Annotated in this window: 14 protein-coding genes; 9 read left to right on the top strand and 5 right to left on the bottom strand. The window is 65.9% G+C overall.

The window, feature by feature from the left end; translation table 11 throughout:
* Window positions 1–58: 58 nt before the first annotated feature.
* The 3 genes from OVA31_RS05735 to OVA31_RS05725 are packed head-to-tail and all read left to right on the top strand — an operon-like array spanning window position 59 to window position 5,165.
* Window positions 59–1,405: an O-antigen ligase family protein gene (locus OVA31_RS05735; protein ID WP_267630143.1), complete on the top strand. Its 1,347-nt coding sequence runs from the start codon at window positions 59–61 to the stop codon at window positions 1,403–1,405.
* A gap of 35 nt (window positions 1,406–1,440) precedes the next feature.
* A complete protein-coding gene (locus tag OVA31_RS05730) occupies window positions 1,441–3,045 on the top strand; it encodes a hypothetical protein (protein ID WP_267630141.1) in 1,605 nt (534 codons plus the stop codon).
* Window positions 3,018–5,165, top strand: a complete 2,148-nt coding sequence (locus tag OVA31_RS05725; RefSeq protein WP_324290188.1) for a glycosyltransferase — start codon at window positions 3,018–3,020, stop codon at window positions 5,163–5,165. Before OVA31_RS05730 ends, OVA31_RS05725 begins: the two co-directional genes overlap by 28 nt.
* Window positions 5,166–5,170: 5 nt before the next feature.
* On the opposite strand, the gene OVA31_RS05720 is transcribed toward OVA31_RS05725, so the two are convergent.
* Window positions 5,171–6,091, bottom strand: coding sequence for a glycosyltransferase (locus tag OVA31_RS05720; protein WP_267630139.1), 921 nt, complete (start codon window positions 6,089–6,091; stop codon window positions 5,171–5,173).
* Between the two features lie 304 nt (window positions 6,092–6,395).
* Here OVA31_RS05720 and OVA31_RS05715 point away from each other — a divergent pair, with 304 nt between their 5' ends.
* Complete coding sequence (locus OVA31_RS05715; protein ID WP_267630137.1) at window positions 6,396–7,574, top strand: EAL domain-containing protein; 1,179 nt, start codon at window positions 6,396–6,398, stop codon at window positions 7,572–7,574.
* A 51-nt stretch (window positions 7,575–7,625) separates the two neighbouring features.
* Here the strand turns inward: OVA31_RS05715 and OVA31_RS05710 are convergent, their stop codons facing one another.
* Window positions 7,626–8,591, bottom strand: a complete 966-nt coding sequence (locus OVA31_RS05710; protein WP_267630136.1) for a 1,4-dihydroxy-2-naphthoyl-CoA synthase — start codon at window positions 8,589–8,591, stop codon at window positions 7,626–7,628.
* Between the two features lie 127 nt (window positions 8,592–8,718).
* On the opposite strand from OVA31_RS05710, the gene OVA31_RS05705 reads away from it, so the two are divergent.
* The 3 genes from OVA31_RS05705 to OVA31_RS05695 all read left to right on the top strand — a co-directional run bounded on the left by OVA31_RS05705 (window position 8,719) and on the right by OVA31_RS05695 (window position 11,500).
* Window positions 8,719–8,889 (top strand): hypothetical protein, encoded by a 171-nt coding sequence (locus OVA31_RS05705; RefSeq protein WP_267630135.1) that lies wholly within the window; start codon window positions 8,719–8,721, stop codon window positions 8,887–8,889.
* A gap of 24 nt (window positions 8,890–8,913) precedes the next feature.
* Entirely contained in the window at window positions 8,914–9,567 is a 654-nt protein-coding gene (locus OVA31_RS05700) for a PaaI family thioesterase (RefSeq protein WP_267630133.1), read from the top strand.
* A gap of 136 nt (window positions 9,568–9,703) precedes the next feature.
* Window positions 9,704–11,500: a hypothetical protein gene (locus tag OVA31_RS05695; protein WP_267630132.1), complete on the top strand. Its 1,797-nt coding sequence runs from the start codon at window positions 9,704–9,706 to the stop codon at window positions 11,498–11,500.
* Window positions 11,501–11,559: 59 nt separating this feature from the next.
* On the opposite strand, the gene OVA31_RS05690 is transcribed toward OVA31_RS05695, so the two are convergent.
* The 3 genes from OVA31_RS05690 to OVA31_RS05680 form a co-directional block, all read right to left on the bottom strand.
* The gene (locus tag OVA31_RS05690) at window positions 11,560–12,843 is read right to left on the bottom strand and encodes a saccharopine dehydrogenase family protein (protein WP_267630131.1); all 1,284 of its coding nucleotides are present in this window, start codon (window positions 12,841–12,843) and stop codon (window positions 11,560–11,562) included.
* Between the two features lie 45 nt (window positions 12,844–12,888).
* Window positions 12,889–13,986 carry an AbrB family transcriptional regulator gene (locus OVA31_RS05685; RefSeq protein WP_267630130.1) on the bottom strand — a complete coding sequence of 366 codons (1,098 nt, stop codon included), beginning with the start codon at window positions 13,984–13,986 and terminating at the stop codon, window positions 12,889–12,891.
* A 174-nt stretch (window positions 13,987–14,160) separates the two neighbouring features.
* Entirely contained in the window at window positions 14,161–14,778 is a 618-nt protein-coding gene (locus OVA31_RS05680) for a class I SAM-dependent methyltransferase (protein WP_267630129.1), read from the bottom strand.
* 86 nt (window positions 14,779–14,864) lie between these two features.
* Here OVA31_RS05680 and menD point away from each other — a divergent pair, with 86 nt between their 5' ends.
* Window positions 14,865–16,541 (top strand): 2-succinyl-5-enolpyruvyl-6-hydroxy-3-cyclohexene-1-carboxylic-acid synthase, encoded by a 1,677-nt coding sequence (menD, locus tag OVA31_RS05675; RefSeq protein ID WP_267630128.1) that lies wholly within the window; start codon window positions 14,865–14,867, stop codon window positions 16,539–16,541.
* A gap of 149 nt (window positions 16,542–16,690) precedes the next feature.
* The gene (locus OVA31_RS05670; RefSeq protein ID WP_267630126.1) at window positions 16,691–17,611 is read left to right on the top strand and encodes a hypothetical protein; all 921 of its coding nucleotides are present in this window, start codon (window positions 16,691–16,693) and stop codon (window positions 17,609–17,611) included.
* Window positions 17,612–17,629: the final 18 nt, after the last annotated feature.

Below are 17,629 nucleotides of genomic sequence, written 5' to 3'. Positions count from 1 at the left end.
GGCCGTCGCTGGTGGCGTCGCGCTGGTGGCCTGTGTATGGCGTCGGCCTGCCTTGCTTGTGGACGCGGTCATCGTCATCACGTTCATGACGGTGCCGGCATCGGTGCCAGACGGCGTCCGTGTGGGCGGACTGTTCGTCTACTTCCACGAGGTCGTCCTGCTCGCCGCGGTTGTCTACGCGGGCGTGCGGCTACGACAGGCGAAACCGGTCGGTAGACGAATGTTGCATTCCCCGGTCGCAATTGCGCTCGGTGTATTCATTGTGTCGGTGATGATTGCAGTTGCACACGGACTGGTGGCAGGCTATCCGATTCGCGATGTGCAGTACGACATGCGGCCGGTGGTGGCGATGGTCGGAGCAGTGTTCGTTGCCGCGGTCATCGTCTCCCTCGGCGATGTCGCTCGGCACGTTCCCGCGCTCTTCTTCACGTTGTCGGGGTCCGCACTCCTGATGCTCGTGTCGTCGGTCACCGGTCTCGCGCTGTCCGGCCGAGAGGAAGCGGCACAGCTGTATACGACCACGGGTCGCCTGGTGGCGGGTGGATCAGATGCGCATCGGCTGCTCACATCGACGACCCCGCTGGCGCTCGCGGTTACCTTGATCGCCGTAGCGTTGCTGCTGGTCGGTGTCGGTAGAACGAAAATGATTGTCGTCCTTCTGATACCCGCGCTGATAGTGGACTTCCTCAGCTTCTCGCGAAATGCGTTTCTGGGCGTGGGGGTAATGCTCGCGTTTCTGATTGTGACAGCCGTGGTGAACGGAATGCTCCTGCGGATCATAGTCCGCATAGCTGTTGCTCTTGGGGTGCTGGCCGTGGCGCTTGGGCTCGCGTTCGTCGGTGCGAGCAGCATGGGCGCGCATGAGTGGGCGCAGAGCCAGGTTTCCGGCTACTCCAACAGGGTGATCTCCGGCCTTGATGAGTCGACGAGGACGGTCGACTCATCAACCCAGGACCGGCGTCTGGAGAACCACTACCTCGCGGAAAGCGTCGGAGATAAGGAGATTCTTGGAAACGGACTCGGCCTCAGGTACAAACCGGCGACGGGTGCGCCCGAGGAGTTCGCGGCAGGTGCGGGTCAATTGTATGCCCACAACTACTACGGGTGGATCAGGACCAAGGCCGGAGTCCTGGGACTTGTCGCGTTCCTCGGAGTGCTGGCCACCTGTGTGCTACCGGTGATCCTCCGGAACTGGCGAGACGGTCCGAGCATTGCTGTCGCCGGGACGACGGCGGGCCTGGCGGCCGTCATCGCCGTCGCGCCGATGCCGAACGATCACGGGGGCTCGATCGTGTTCGGCTGCCTCCTGGGTTATGCGATCGCCAGAGCAGCATGCCGCGGCGATGTCATGAAGCAGGATGCTGCGGTGACGCCGGACGACATCCTGACGAGGGCAGTGCATTGAGGATCACGAGGCGTCGACTCCTGAAACTTGCCGCGGTGGCAGCCCCTGCTCTGTTTGTCGGATGCACGGTGACACCCCGCAGCTATCCCGAGGCAACGGGTCCCGGCTGTGTCCTAGACATCGACGGTAAGCGTTCCTCATTCGACCGCGTCGACGGGCTTGCGGTGATAAGAAATCAGGTCGGGAGTGGTGTGCCCGGCCCGGCCCAGGTCCGGCAGGCAACACTGCCCGAGCCGTCCTCTGCGGGTTGGCGATTCTCGTCCACGGACGCCATGGTGGCGAACGTTCTACCGGGCCTTACGGAGTTCAGTCTCCTGGTAGTGGTCGACGCCCGCAGCGGCGGAACTGGAAGGATCTGTACCCTCACCGATGCTCGGAACGTCGACATCCACCTGGTGCTGGCGGACATCGATTCGATCGCGATCTGGTCCCGGGGGGTCGAGTTGATGCGGGTGGAGGATACATCGATCGCATTGCGGCCCTGTGTTTTCGCCATGACCTTCGATTCTTCACGGATCGTTCAGGGGTTTCTCAACGGCGCGCACGTCGCAACCTATTCCGGCCAGGTCGGTTTCGGAGGCGTCGGGCGGCTGACGCTGGGAGCCAAAGGTCGTCAGAAGTCCTTCGATGGGATGCTGCAACAGCTCCGCTGCTGGGACCATGCTGTCTCGGGCACGACCCTGCGCCGAGAGTTCGATTCGCTGGGCGCCACATGGGGTGTAGGGATCATCCCGTTGATCGGAAAGCGGCTCAGGTCGCCGGGCCCGCTTCCGAAGGGGCTCAAAGGTAGTTGTGTGATCCCACGGGCCGCGGATATCGATGACGGCTCGGCATGGCAGAACTTCTGGACCCGCTGGGATTGGGACTGGGTCCGCGAATCGATCGATCTCGCCGTCGAGGCCGGATCGCGCACGATCAGGATTGTCGGAGATGTCGGTGCGATGCTGTTCGGTGCCGTCGACCCCGGCTCGTATCGACGACGACTCGACCAGTTCACCGCCTACTGTCGGCGCCGAGGACTGTCTGTCTACTACTGTCTCCTCGACCTCCGGCACACACCGTTGGACCGCCTGGACGAGGTTGAGCCGTTGGTGACCATGATCGCGAAGCAGCTGTCCACTTACGACAACGTGGTGGCGGTGGAACTCTGCAACGAGGTCTCGGTGATCTATCCGCAGATAGCGAAGAATGTGGTGTTCGCGCATGTCACACGGTGGGCCGCGACGATCAGGAACGAGACGGATCTACCGCTGTCGGTATCCGACGTTCACACCGGGGAACTGATCGAGAAGCTGACTGACAGAGCGGAGATGAGTAGATGGCGCGAGGTCATCGACTTCTTTGACATCCACGTCTATCGGCCACCGCACATTCGCTCCCGGACCAACTATCTCGCGCCGTACGAACTCGCGACGGACATCCCGCTGGTGTTCGGTGAGGTGGGGGCGAGCCGTGATGAGGACGTGGACCGGGTTGCCGTCTACCGGAGTATCGGGCGGCTCGCGACCTCATCGGAACGTGTCCATGGGGTCTATCAATGGGGCTTGATCAACGATGAGTACGGACTCATGGCAGAGTCCGGCCGAGATCGGCAGAACGGAATGCTGGCAGCATGGCGGAGATTCGAGCCGAGTGTGTGATGACAGATCGATTCTCGGGGCCCGGGGTACACGTGGCGATAGTGAACTACTTCACTTCTGGATACTTGAAAGTGCTTGTCCGCCAGTTGATCGAAGATGGTGCGAGATCGGTGACCGTTCTCGACAACAGTGTCGACGACGCGGAGTGGGGCAGACTGTCGGAGATCGCAGAGGGTGTCGAGAGGCTGACACTGATCAGGAGTCCACGCAACGTCGGCTTCGGCAGCGGGCACAATGCGATCCTGCGGTATCTCTGCGCAATCGACGACGATGCCGTGCTGTGCGTCCTCAATCCGGATACCCGGATAGAGCGCGGATGCCTTCGCGAACTGGCGCACGCGATCGACTCGATCTCCGGTGACTGCGTCGTCTCACCGGTGATCGTGACGGGCGATCGGGTGGCTCCGGTGGTCTGGTTCGCAGGAGGAGACATCGAGCTACGGCGTGGCGTGGTCTCGCATTCGGGCTACGGTCAGGTCCCGCCGCCGTTCGAAACCGATGCGTACACGACGGGTTTTCTGAGTGGTGCAGTGCTGGCGACGACGCTGCGGCTATGGCGTGCCGAGGCATTCGACGACGGCTTGTTCCTGTACTGGGAGGACGTCGACCTCGCCTTACGTTGGAAGAGTCGCGGAGTGTCGTTGGTGGTCCAGCCCCACGCTCGCGTGTGGCATGAGGAAGGCGGCTCGCAGACTGATTTCGGCGAGCGGCGCAGCGCCGTCTATCACCGCTACATGAACCGAAATCGGATCGTGGTTCTTGCTCCGCATGTCGGATTGGCGTCGCTGCTCGTCGGTGCCGGCGCAAAGCGCACTGTCGGACAGCTGTTGAGACCGCTGCGTGAGCGCCGCCTTAGAGGGGGCATCGCGGAGCTTCGCGCTGCCATCGCCGGTCTGCTCGACGGTACAAGAGAAGCGGCTGTGAAGAAGGTTGCGCGGTGGACCATCGGTCGTTCCTGCCGATACGATGACGGGTTGCGCGAACACGACGGGGAACGAGCGGTCACGACTGTGGCGGTCTTCGCTCCCACCGCCCGCGGTGGTCACCCGGAGTACGTCCTCAACGCGTTGACCGGGGTTCTCGACACCGACGACGACATCCGTTTCGTCTGGCCCCGACGAGCAGACCTCGATGTGCGCTTCGTCTCCGAGCGGATCAACCAACCGGTGGCGATCCCGAAGCAGATCCCGAGATCTGACCTGGGATCGACGTGGCGCTGGGTGTGGGAGCGATCGCGGCCGTGGCGACGGCACGACGTGGCCTTCAGCCGGTTCTTGATGCGTGCACGCGACGTGGACGTCGTTCTTCTGGAGGAGATCCAGCGTTTCACTTTGCCGTTTATCGTCGTCTTGTCGAAGTTGTTGGGAAAGCGAGTGATAGTGCGGCTGCATAACATTCGGCGCCACGATTATTCGGCATCGCGGTTGGATGTCGTCGATGAATGGATCACCGGAAAGGGGCTGCAGTTGGCCGACTCGGTGTTGGTCCACACCGAAGGCAACAGTCGAGTTGCCAGTGAGCGGTATCGTGTTCGCCATCTCTCCGTTGTCCCGCATGGTATTTCATCGTCTTCGCTCACTGGCGTGCGAAGGAGTGGGCCACCGACCTACCTGTTGTTCGGGGAAATCCGGGCAAACAAAGGGGTCGAGGTGCTCGTGGATGCCTTCACACAGTATGTGGGCGAGTGCTCACTGACGATCGCCGGCAGAGCGGGACATCCGACGCGTGAGGCAATCGAAGCTGGGGTCGCCAGGGACTGCCGAATCGAGTGGATCGATGGGTTCGTCGAGCACGACCGGGTTCCGGATCTCATGGCGCGCACGAATGCGGTTGTGCTGCCGTACACTGACTTCGAAGCCCAGAGCGGAGTGCTGCACTTGGCGATCGAGCACGGCGTTCCGGTGATCGTGTCCGACGTCGGTGGGCTCGGTGAGACGGTCCGATCTCTTGGTATCGGCCTCGTCGTGCCGCCCCGGAACCACGTTGCATTGGCCCAGGCGCTCACGGAGATGGATGATCCTGCGGTCAATCGCGGTTTCCGTTGCGCCGCCGTGGGTGCTCGACAATCGCTGGATTGGCGCAGAATCGGTCCGGTGCTCTCGTCGATTCTCCGTGGGTGATCGTGTCAGGGATTCGTGCCTTCGCCGAACGTCAGGGGAGTGGTTCGCGCGGTTGCCGCCAACTGACGAGCAAGGCGGTTGAGCAACTGCATGCGCTGCCCGCTGGGATTGCGGACCAGGTCCTCGGGGACGTGTGCGAATGATCGCAGCCACAGCGTAAATGCGCGTCGCCGCAACGAGTTATCCAACTCGCGACAGTTCATCAGTCCGGTCATGACCCACATGCGGTCGATGGAGGGCGCTCCTTGATGGAGATCGGTCTCGGAGCCGGAATGGTGCCATCGCACCGTCAGCTCGTCGTCCACGTATGCGACATGGCCCAATGCGATGACGCGCAGCCACGCCTCGATGTCCTGTAGCTGCGGTACGTCGACCCGGAAGCCGCCGGCCTTGATCAGGGTTTCGCGTCGAACCATCACGGCGGTGGGTTCACCGATCGGATTGCCTCCGGCGCCGGCGTCGAGGTATCGACGGATCAGTTCCTGCCCGTTGTTGATGGTCGCCAAAGGTGCCAATGGTGTCTCGAGACGCGCGTATCTCGCTTTCCATTCGGTGTCGTCGGTCTCCACGATGCGCGGTGCGAAGGCGAGGACCACGTCGGGATCGTCGAAGAAGGGCAGGAGAAGTTCGAGGCAGTTCGGTAGGAGCCAGTCATCTCCGTGTACGAACTGCATGACGCTGCCGCGTGCGAGTTCGACGCATCGGTTGTGATTGCCCACCAGCCCGATATTTCGTTCGTTGCGCACGAGTCGTATGCGTGGGTCGTCGAACTGAAGGACACGCTCGACCGTCGAATCGGTGGAGGCGTTGTCCACAACCAGGCACTCGAAGTCGCCGTAGGACTGCGATAGAACGCTCTCCAGGCACTTCTGAACCGTATCGGCGCTGTTGAACAGCGGCACGCAAACACTCAGAAGCTGCTGCACTCCAACCTCCGTCGGGTCCGCATCGGTCAACCGGCGATCGCTCGCACAGATCATAACCCGAACAAGGCACGTGGATTGTCGGCTCCCTGAACCTGCCGTAGGCGCCGGCGAGTAGGGACTTGTTGAACTGTAGGCGCACCCGGCCATCTGCATCTTATGCGCCGCGGGACATCGTCAGGCTCAAGCAAACCCGGCCTATCGACAAAAACATGCGCAGTATCGGCGTCCCCGAGTCGATGCACTTGGACATACACTGGCAGGGTACTGGCCGACCGAGGCCAGATTTGAGGACGGGGCGCCGGTGATGAAGCGCGGACTCGCGGGAACGACAGCGATCGCGATGGCTGCAGACCCGTACCACCGGGCTGCCGTGGCCTATGGCCGAGCCGAATCGGCTTTGATCGCCGACCGATTCGTTGATGAGGTGTTGCGGCCGTTGAGTCCGACGGCGAATTTTGAGCGGCGCTCAGCGTTTGAGTGGCTGATCTGGCTGCCGCCGACTGAACCCGGCCTCGAAGGGCTCGTCAGCGCCGTGAGAGGAAGCCTGAGCTCTCGGCGGCTGGAGATGGGTGGGGTGGCGTGTTTTCTGGACATCTGTGCAGGCGTCGCGGTCAGCGCGGACCTGCCCAGTGTGGCCACGTCGGATGCTCTCACGCAGTTTGCCGACTCCGCTCTGTCGACTGCCATCACGCGGCAACACAATGTGGTGTTCGCCGACCCGACGACGCCCGTTCGCATCCGCGAGGATGTCGAGATCGCAACCCGTCTGAGCCGATCCGACGACAACGACTTCGTGCTCCACTACCAGCCGATCGTCACCCTCCCGGACAGGCGGACCGTCGGGTATGAGTCGCTCCTGCGCTGGAATACCGAAGCTGGGCTGCTGTCGCCTGATGCGTTTCTCTCCGTGGCCGAAGAGACCTCGTTGATCGTGCCCATCGGCAGGCATGCGATCGGGGAAGCCGTCCGGGCACTGTCGTCAGAAATCGTTCCTGCAATCGGTGAGGAAGCTTTTGTCGCCATCAACTTGTCCGCACAACAGTTGTGGGACAGCGCGATCGGGACGTACACGCAGGAGTTGGTCGATACGAATGGTGTTGAACCCGGACAAATCTGGATCGAGCTCAGCGAGAACGAGGCGGTCGGGCTCGGGACCCCGGCTGCGCTTGCAGTGCAGCAGTTGCATGAGATCGGATGCATCATCTGCGTGGACGATCTCGGTTCTGGGTTTTCCGCGCTTCGGTATGTCCGCGACCTCCCGATAGGCGTTCTGAAGGTTGACAAGAATCTGGTGGACCAGATACCCGATGACGCCTCCAGTCGCGCGCTGGTGCACGCGATCTGTGACGTTGCCCAGGCGACGGGGGTAACGATGGTCGCGGAGGGAGTGGAGGACGAGGCGATCATTCCCGAGCTCCAGGAGCTGGGTTTCGATTTCGCCCAGGGGTACCTGTTCGGAAGACCCTCGGCACGCATCCGGTGATCGGCTCGGAACCTGGCACCGCTGCGATCATCCCCAGAGTGCGTCGATGTCTCAGTAGTAGTACGGAAACGCGTCCCAGTCCGGAGACCGCTTCTCCAGGAACGCGTCTCGCCCCTCGACCGCCTCGTCGGTCATGTACGCCAATCGTGTCGCCTCGCCGGCGAAGACCTGTTGCCCCATGAGGCCGTCGTCGGTGAGGTTGAACGCGAACTTCAGCATGCGCTGCGCCGTCGGCGACTTGCCGTTGATCTTGCGTCCCCACTCGATGGCGGTCTTCTCGAGGTCGACATGTGCGACAACGCGATTGACCGCGCCCATCTGATACATGGTCTCCGCGTCGTAGGCCTCGCCGAGGAAGAAGATCTCGCGGGCGAACTTCTGGCCGACCTGCTTGGCGAGGTAGGCGCTGCCGTATCCGGCGTCGAAGGAGCCGACGTCGGCGTCGGTCTGTTTGAACCGTGCGTGCTCACGTGAGGCGATGGTCAGGTCGCACACCGAGTGCAGGGAATGGCCGCCGCCGGCTGCCCATCCGTTGACCACCGCGATCACGACCTTGGGCATGGTGCGGATCAGGCGCTGAACCTCGAGGATGTGGAGACGGCCGCCTTCGGCCTTAACGCGCGCGTCGTCGACGGTGTCGGCGCCGGCTCCGGTGACGTCGGAATCGTGGCTGGTGGCGTATTGGTACCCCGAGCGCCCGCGGATCCGCTGATCTCCACCGCTGCAGAACGCCCAGCCGCCGTCCTTGGGGCTCGGGCCGTTGCCGGTGAGCAACACCGTGCCGACATCGGGGGAGCGGCGAGCGTGGTCGAGGGCGCGGTACAACTCGTCGACAGTATGTGGCCGGAACGCGTTGCGGATCTCCGGCCGGTCGAAGGCGATGCGGACGATTCCGTTGGCGCGCCCCGGTCCGGTATGCCGGTGGTACGTGATGTCGGTGAGGTCGGTGAAGCCCGGCACCGCCGCCCACTGTTCGGCGTCGAACGGCTGGCCAGGATCGGAAGCGGAGTTGCTCATGTCGACAGCCTAGGACGCACGGCGCGAGAAACGTTCGCGGGTGTACGGAAGATCGCGCCACGATGAACCGGCAGTTCCACGTGGGCACGAGTGGTGGATAGGTGCCGACCTTTGGCATGCTGAACAGATGTCGGGCTGGATCGTCGTCGCGATCATCGTCACCGTGTGGGTGACGGTCGCGGTGGTGCTTGCGCTCGTGATCGCCCGGGCAGTGCGTCTGCGCGACCGAAACGAGAAGCCGGGTGAGATCGGCGGCCGCCCGCTCGACCTCCCTCCCCGGGCACGTCGCGACCGCTGATTGTCCGTTCTATACGGTTGCTCCATGAGTGATGGTGCCGTCAGTCCCGATACTTCCACCGAAGTGGAGGATCCCCATGAGGGTGGCTTCCGCGCGCACACGGCCATCACGACCGAACGAGGCGGCCCGCGGTACGGAGAGTTCAGCGAGCAGGTCCGCACGCTCATGGACCGCGCGCGCTACGCCTGCCCGACGCCCGAACTGACCGACGAACTGATCGATGAGCTCGCCGCCATCAACGAGAAACTCGCCGCGGTCCGGATCGACGAGTGGCATTCACCTGCCGGAACGCGGATCGATCTGCCCGCCCGTGGCAACATCACCCTGCCGCCGTTCGAGGTCACCGACGTCAACGACGACGGTGTCTTCGCGACCGTGACCTTCCGCGATTTCCACCTCGGTGGCAACAAGGCCGCGCACGGTGGTCAGGTCGCGGTGGCGTTCGACGATCTCGGCGGATACGCATCGGCGGTGGCAATCCAGGGCGTCAGCCGGACCGCCTATCTCACCGTGCAGTACCGATCGATCACCCCGTTGAACACGCCTCTGCAATGCCGGACCTGGGCCGAGAAGGTCGACGGCCGGAAAGTGTTCATCAAGGGCACGATCCACGACGGCGACCGGCTCTGCGCCGAGATGGACGCACTTTTCATCAAGCTCAATCCCGGCCAGCAATAACGATTCGCGGCGGCGACCTGTCGAATCGGTAACGCCGCGGGCCTTTCTCGCGATCGAACTCTTGACCATCCCGGCGACAATTTCCCGGGATTCGGAGCGGTCGTGACGCTGAAGGGCTGAAATGACGAGATCGTCGGTGCACAGGCTGAGTCGGACCCGGCGAATCGTCGCCACATCGGGCATCGCTGCCGCTCTGGTGATCGCTGCGCCTGCCGCGATCGCCGCGGCGGATGACGGCACCGGAACCGACGCCGGCGTCTCGTCGCCGTCTGATGCGGGCTCCGGATCGGCGACGACGGACGCAGGCGCGGGTCAAACCGATGACGTGCCTTCGACGGGGGAGACCGGGGAGTCGACCTCTGCACCCGACGCCCCGAGCACGGAGGAGCCTTCGGGCGCGACGACCGAGCACCCGGCCGACCCCGAGGGCGCCGCGGCCGGGGACACCGCATCTCCCGAAACGCCCGCTCCCGAAACGCCCGCTCCCGAGGCACCCGCTCCCGAAACACCGGAGCAGCAGCCCGCCGAGGAGTCGTCGGCTCCGACGCCGACGACCCCGTCGCCGTCGCAGTCCGAGTCGTCGGGGCGGCATCATGCCGGCACCCATACGTCGGGCCGCCACCGTGCCGACCCGACGTCGCCGGGCCGCCATCGCGCGGGTACGTCTCCCTCCGCGACACGGACGTCGCCCGACCCGACCGCCGCGGTGGTACCCGATTCCGGCAACGCGACATCGTCGACAATCGAGCCGGTCGACGAGTTCGTCGGCGAACCGGGCACCACTACCGCCTTGGCGGCGCTCGGCTCGGGTGTTTTCTACCGGCTGGTGAACGGACCCGGCCGCGACGGCCTGATCTTCCTCAACCAGAGTCTCGTGACGGCCGGTGTGCTCAGCAGGCGTAGCCGCGACGACGGCACCGATTACGTCGGTCTGCTGGGGCCGGGCGAGCGGTTCACTCTACCGACGCAGACCGTCGCCGAGCTGTCGTCGGGAACCCGGCCGGCGGCGGCCGACACCGACGATTCCCTGTTTGCCCAGGCGATCAAGGTTCTCACTGCACGGCTGGTGTGGTCCGGCATCGATCCGGGGAACAAGTACCTCGACCCCTCGGACTTCCAGGTGCTGATCGGTGACAACTACCGGATCGTCGACAACGACGGCATCACCTACACCTACGACACCGATGCCGACACGATCACGTTCACCAACACGACCGACACGGATGTCGCGATCATCGCGGTGGATCAGTTCAACGTTCCGCACGGTGACGGCGTGTACGTGGTTCCCGCGGGTGGCTCGACGACGATCGATGCCTCCGGCGACATCTCCGGCTATGTGATGCAGGGGCAACGTGATCCGGCCGGGCGCGCCATCATCTACGGCATGGTCGTCGTGCAGGATGACCAGACGCTGAGCTACAACTTCAATCCGTTCGGCGGGGCGATCCGCGACACCGCCGATCCCGTCGCCGATCCGGACGACCGGTTCTGGGACCCGTCGGACGGTCTGGCGACCGGCATCCTGTGGCCGACCTTCGCGACCGGCGCCGACGGGGCGGCGGACGGCGTCTACTACACGACCGACACCGGTGGGCTGACCATCCACAACGACAGCGACCAGGACATCGCGGTCACCGTGTTCACCGGTGGCGCGGCGTCGAACACGTTGCCGCAAACCGACTTCTACGTCGTGGAAGCCGGTGGGACACATCGGATCGACCTGCCAGAGGGGTCGTACGCGGTCACCTCGGTGCAGGGCGAGCGGGATGCCGGAGGGGAGCCCAGGCTCTACGGCACGCTGGTGGCCCAGGGCAGCGGCGCCGGTCCGGCCGTCACCGAGACCGACACGCTGCCCGGGGACGGGATTCCGTCGATCCCGCGGCGGGCAGTGGACGCGGTGAAGCCGATCGAGGGCGCGGCGGTCATCGTCTGACGTTGCCGTCGGCGCGAAAGAGGTTGCTGTCGGCGGGATTCCGGTTGCCGTCGGCGGGGTCAGGTGAGCTCGACGGCGTCGAGGGTGGCACCGGCGGTGCGGAGGCGGTTGGCGAGGACGTCGCCCATGGCCGCGGCCGGGGTCAGCACGCCGGTCAGGCTCGACAGTCGGTCGCGTTCGAGGGCCAGCGTCAGGGCGCTCTCGCCGAGCATGATGGCAGTCGCCTTGTAACCGGGGTCGCCCTTCATGCGCATCCGCGAGCGGTAGCGGCGGCCGGTGGTCGTGGTGGTGTAGGTCTCGGTGACGAAAGATCCCTTCTCCCGGACCTTTTCGCTCGGTCCCTCGCCGGGCTTGGGGAGCAGGCGGTCGAGGAGCTTGCGGGTCGGGCCGAAGCTCATCGCGCCGAGGAAGACGCCGGTGCCCACCGCGACGACACCGGCGATGAGTGTGGAGACCCCGGGGACCTGGCCGACCGACATTGTCTCCGCGTACCGGAAGTCCTTGCCGTACGCGTTGTCGAGGAGGGCGTCGGTCCGGCGCACGATCCGGGTGTTGGACGCCGCCATGAAGAACGGGGCCAACGTCCCGCGCATCGACGGGTCGACCTTCTTGGCGCTGATCATCGTCATGTCGCTGGGCTCCGACGACATCGACACCCGCGGCGTGTTGCCGGGCTCACCCGACAGCGAGTGCGGATTGAGCAGCAACCTCCGCGTCTCGGCGTCGCGTGACTGCTCGGCGATGACCCGCACCGAATCGAAGGTGCCGCCGGAGATGCCGCCCTTGAACGACTTGACCACAAAGGTCGTGTCGGTGAGTTCGCCCGCCTTGTCGTCGGCGATCTTCTTGTACAGCAGGTAGGCGCCGAGGTCCGAGGGAACGGAGTCGAACCCGCAGGAATGGACGATCCGGGCGCCGGTCGCGACGGCGGTCTCGTGCGCCTTGTTGATGGAGAAATGGACGAAGGGGGCCTCGCCGGTGAGGTCGACGTAGTCGGTGCCTGCGCTCGCCGCCGCGACCACCAGTGCCTCGCCATAGCGGAGGTAGGGCCCGACGGTGGTGCAGATGACCCGGGTGCGGGCGACCATCGCGTCGAGCGATGCGGGCGACGACGAGTCGGCGACGATCAGCGGCCAATCGTGGGCGCGGGCCGGCAGCCGTTTGCGGGTGGCCGCCAGCTTGGTCTCCGACCGTCCCGCCAGCGCGACCCTGGTGCCGGTCGGCGCGTGCTCGGCGAGATATCGGGCGGTCAGTTCGCCGACGAACCCGGTGACACCGAATACGACGACGTCGAACTCGCGGGCATTCGATCCTGGTGCTGGTGAGCTGGCGTCCCCGTTCATGCCCCCGACTCTAGTCAGGTGCCGGTACCCGGTCGAGGTCGCCGGTCACCGCGCCAACCGGCGGGCAGCGGCACGCGCCGCGAACGGCGCCACGAACAGCATCAGCAACACGCGCAGGATCTGGGCCGCGACGACGAACGCGACATTCGACCCGGCCGCTGTGGCGGCGGCGAGCACGGCGTAGATACCGCCGGGAGTGGTGGCGAGGTAGCAGTCGAACATCGATTCGCCGGTCCACGCCGACAGCAACACCCCGAGCAGTGCGCAGCCCACACCGATCGCCAGGATCAGCACGAGCGCGGCCGGCAGGACACGGCCGATCGCTCGCAGCCGGTCCATCGTGAATCCGAGGCCGGCCTGCCACCCGATCACCGCGTAGGCCACGGTCAGCAGAATCGTCGACACCGCGGCGTCGCCTGCCAGCCCGGTCAGTTCGGCGATGGTGGCCACCGCCATCGGGCCGAGGAGTCCGGCTGCGGGCAGGTGGACGAGCCGGCCTACCGGTATGCCGATGCCCAGGCCGACCGCCAGCAACAGGAGTCCCCAGGCCTGGTCGCCGCCGCTCGGCGATGCCACTGAGGCGCCAGACGAATGTGCGTCGAAGACCACCGAGGCCACCAGCGGGATCGTGATGGTGACCAGCGCGACCCGCAGATATTGGATGACCGCGACCATACGTTCGTCGCCGCCGAGTTCCCTCGTGAGCGCGACGAGCCCGGACGCGCCGCCGGCCACCAGGGCCAGAGACCCGGTCAACGGGTCGACCAGACGATGCAGACCCAGCAGTGCGCCGCCGGTCACCGAGAGGGCCAGTGTGCCCAGGCCGATGGCGAGTACCGGGAGCCAGGACGACCCGAGTCCGGACAGGGTCTCCGGATCGGCCATGGTCCCGATGTAGACGCCGAGCACGCCCTGTGCGGCGAGCATCGCCGGTCGCGGTATCGCGGGCGGTGCGGAGTCGTCGGCGGGATCGGAGTCGTCGGCCTCACGCGGTGCGGACCGTCGGCGTGGGGCGACACCGGCGATGGCCAGCGCACCCGCGACGACGAGGCCGGCGAACAATGCGGCCGCGTCCACTTCGAGGAGTTCGAGAAGGTAGGTCGCGATCGCGGTGAGGAGGGCCAACACGATCCAGCGACGCACTCGGTCGAGAGTAGGCGGTGGGGTGGGTGTGGCCTCGGTCTCGGGTTCGGATTCGATACACGACGAGCTCGCTACGCTCGCGCGTCGTTACTCAACCGGCGGGCGGCTCAACCGGCGGGACGCGTCATCCGCTGATCGAGTAGCCCGCGAGCGTAGCGAGCGGATGTATCGAGATCACGCGACCCGCGCGACACCGAGATTCATCGCGGCGAACGATTTCGGGGTGCCCGGCTGATAGAAGCGGTCGATCGCCGTGACGGTGAGGCCCGCGTCGGCGAGTACCCCGGGGATGTCGCGGGTCAGGTGGCAGCCACCGGCCACCCGGCGCTGGATCGGCTCCAGGCGATGCTGCCAGCGACGCACCGCGGCGTCGGGCGCGCTGCCGTGCTCGAGGAAATGCAGTGTGCCACCGCCCTTCACCACCCGCGCTACCTCCGACAGCGCGGTGGGCAGGTCGGGGATGGTGCACATCGTGAACGTGGTGAGCGCGGCGTCAAAGGTGTCGTCGTCGAAGGGAAGACGCTGGCCGTCGAGGCCGGCTCGTTCGATGGGGACGCGCGACGACGCGACGCGGTCGGCGGCGATTCCCCACCCACCGTCGGACGGTTCGATCGCGTACACGCGGGTCACGGTATCGGGGTAGACGTCGACGTTGAGGCCGGAGCCGAATCCCAGCTCGACGACGTCACCGGACAGCCCCTCGCAGGTGCGCCTGCGCAACGGCGTCAGCGCCGACATCCCGCAGGTCAGGTTGATCAGGTGCGGAAGGACGCGGTCGTCGTAGAAGCCCATGCCTCGATCCTGCCGCATCCATGTGACGGGCACCACTGTCGTCAGGCCGTTCGGATGACAACCGCAAGCAGTCCTACGCTGGTGGAATGAATCCCTCGACTCTGCAGGCCCGGGTCATCGTCGACGAGATGATCCGCGGCGGCGTGACCGAGGCGGTCCTGTGCCCAGGGTCGCGCAACGCGCCCCTGGCGTTCGCGCTGCATGCGGCCGATGCGGCGGGCCGGCTGCGGCTGCACGTGCGGATCGACGAGCGGTCGGCCGGCTACCTCGCCCTCGGGCTGGCGGTGTCGTCGCGGCAGCCGGTACCGATCGTGATGACCAGCGGTACCGCCGTCGCGAACATGAGTCCGGCGGTGTTCGAGGCGAACTATGCGCGGGTGCCGTTGGTGGTGGTGAGCGCGAACCGGCCATACGAACTCCTGGGATCGGGAGCCAACCAGACCGTCGAACAGTTCGGCATCTTCGGCACCCAGGTGCGCGCGACGATCAGCCTCGGCCTGGCCGAGCAGGACCTCGATACGAACAGCCAGTGGCGGTCGGCGGTCGGCCGTGTGCTGGCGGCCGCCCGAGGTGCCCGCACCGGCAACGCCGGGCCGGTCCAATTCGACATCCCGTTGCGGGAGCCGCTGGTGCCCGATGCGAGCGCCGGACCCGACGACGATCTCGGGAGTTTCGCCGGCCGCCCCGACGGACTGCCGTGGACGCAGGCTCCGGTCGGCAAGCTCGATGTGCCGATCCCCATCGACCTGTCGCTCGACACCGTCGTCGTCTCGGGTCACGGGGCGGGGTTCCATCCCGCGCTCGCCGGCATCCCGACGGTGGCGGAACCGACTGCACCGCAAGCACATACGCCGCTGCATCCGTTGGCGCTCGGAGCGTTACGGCCCCAGCAGGCGATCATCTGCGGTCGTCCGACGCTGCACCGCGGCGTCTCGCAACTGCTGGCCGATCCCGAGGTGCGTGTCTATGCGCTGACGACCGGTCCGCGCTGGCCGGATGTGTCCGGCAACGTGTACGCCACCGGCACGCGCGTCGAACCGATCGGGGAGGCGCGCGAGGAATGGCTCAAGGAATGCGCGGCCGCCCAGCAGCGGGTTCTCGGTGCGGTGGATGCCGAGCTGGACAGTCTGCTGCTCGACGATCCGGATGCCGCCACCGGACTTCACGTCGCGCGGGCCGTCAGCGCCGCCATGCGTCCCGGCGACCAGCTGGTGGTCGGGGCGAGCAACCCGATCCGCGACGTCGCGCTGGCCGGGCGGGTCACCGAGGGGGTGCGGGTGCTCTCCAACCGCGGCGTCGCGGGGATCGACGGCACCAACTCGACGGTGATCGGAGCGGCGCTGGCGCTCGACAGGTCCGATCCCGGAGCGCACACCATTGCCCTGATGGGCGATCTGACCTTCATCCATGACGTCACCGGACTGGTGGTGGGGCCGGGTGAGCCGCGCCCGTCGTCGCTGCGGATCGTCGTGGCCAACGACGACGGCGGCGGCATCTTCGGATTGCTGGAGCAGGGCGATCCGCGATTCAACACTGGTCCCTACGCGGGTGCCTACGAACGGATCTTCGGGACGCCGCACCGCGCCGACCTGGCGTCCCTGTGCGCCGGTTTCCACATCCCGCATCGTCGGGTCGGGCTGGGCGAGCTGTCGTCGGTGCTGGGTGAACCGGCGCCTGCGGGTGGCGTCGAGGTGGTCGAGGTGAGTACCGATCGTGCGGCATTGCGCGACGTGCACGCGGCTATCGCGGCGCGGCTGGCGTAGGCAGCGCGGCACGGCCGGCCGGCGTAGGGGTCGTCATTCTGGCCGCAGTATCGGGTTCCGGCTTCGAGCTGCTACTGCGGCCAGAAGCTGAAGGTGCGGCCAGAATGTTGCGCCGGATCCGCCGGGCGTCCGGGTGCGTCAAAGAGGGCATGGATCTTCATGCGGACGGCTTCGGATTCATTCATCGGGCGAAGGCGGCATTTGTCGGCGACTCCGAACTTCGCGGGGCAGTCGCCGACCAGGTACTGGATCGGGTCTGGCGGGGGACATACCGCGCGACGGAGGCAGCGCCGAACGAGCACGACGAGATATATCGGGAGAAAGTGTTCGCCGCGTCTCTCGGCGGCGGAGACCGGCGTGCCCTCAGCCATACGTCGGCGGCGGCCGTGCACCGTCTCCCACTGCTCGAACCCGATCATCAGCTCGTGCATTTCGTGACGTCGACCGGTGGACGCGAGACGGCGACAGTTTTCCTTCATCGGGATCGGCGACTGCGGGAATCGGACATCGAGGCCATCGACGGGCGACGGGTCACCAGTCTGGGTCGCACCGCGGCCGATGTGGCACGGATGGGCACATTCGACCAGGCCGTCTGCGCGCTCGATGCGGCACTCGCCCTCGGGGTGGGACGCGACGTGCTCGACGAACACGCCGCACGCACGAAGCGTCAACACGGTGCCGCCACGCTCCGGCGGGCGCTCGCGGTGGCGGATGGTCGTGCCGAGAGTGTCGCGGAGTCGTTCAGCCGTGCCGTCCTGCTGACCTTCCCCGACATCCCCGAACCCGAGATCCAACAGGTCATCACCGATGAATCCGGCCGGTTCGTGGCGCGGGTCGACGTCCTCATCGCGGGCCGTGTCGTCGGCGAGATGGATGGTCGGGCGAAGTACCGGAGCGCAACGTACGGGCGTGACATCGAGGAAGTGCTCTACGAAGAGAAGGTCCGCGAGGACGCACTGCGTGCGCTGGGCTACATCATTGTCCGATGGGCGTGGGCGGATCTGAAGCATCCAGAACGCCTGCACGCCAAGATCCTGCGCGCGCTCGAACTCGCCTCGCGGCTCGCCTGACGCGGCTCGCCTGACTTT

Source organism: Gordonia sp. SL306, from assembly GCF_026625785.1.
Taxonomy (GTDB): Bacteria; Actinomycetota; Actinomycetes; order Mycobacteriales; family Mycobacteriaceae; genus Gordonia.
The sequence above is the reverse complement of the archived record's forward strand: the minus strand, read 5'-3'. Positions and strand labels throughout refer to the sequence as shown.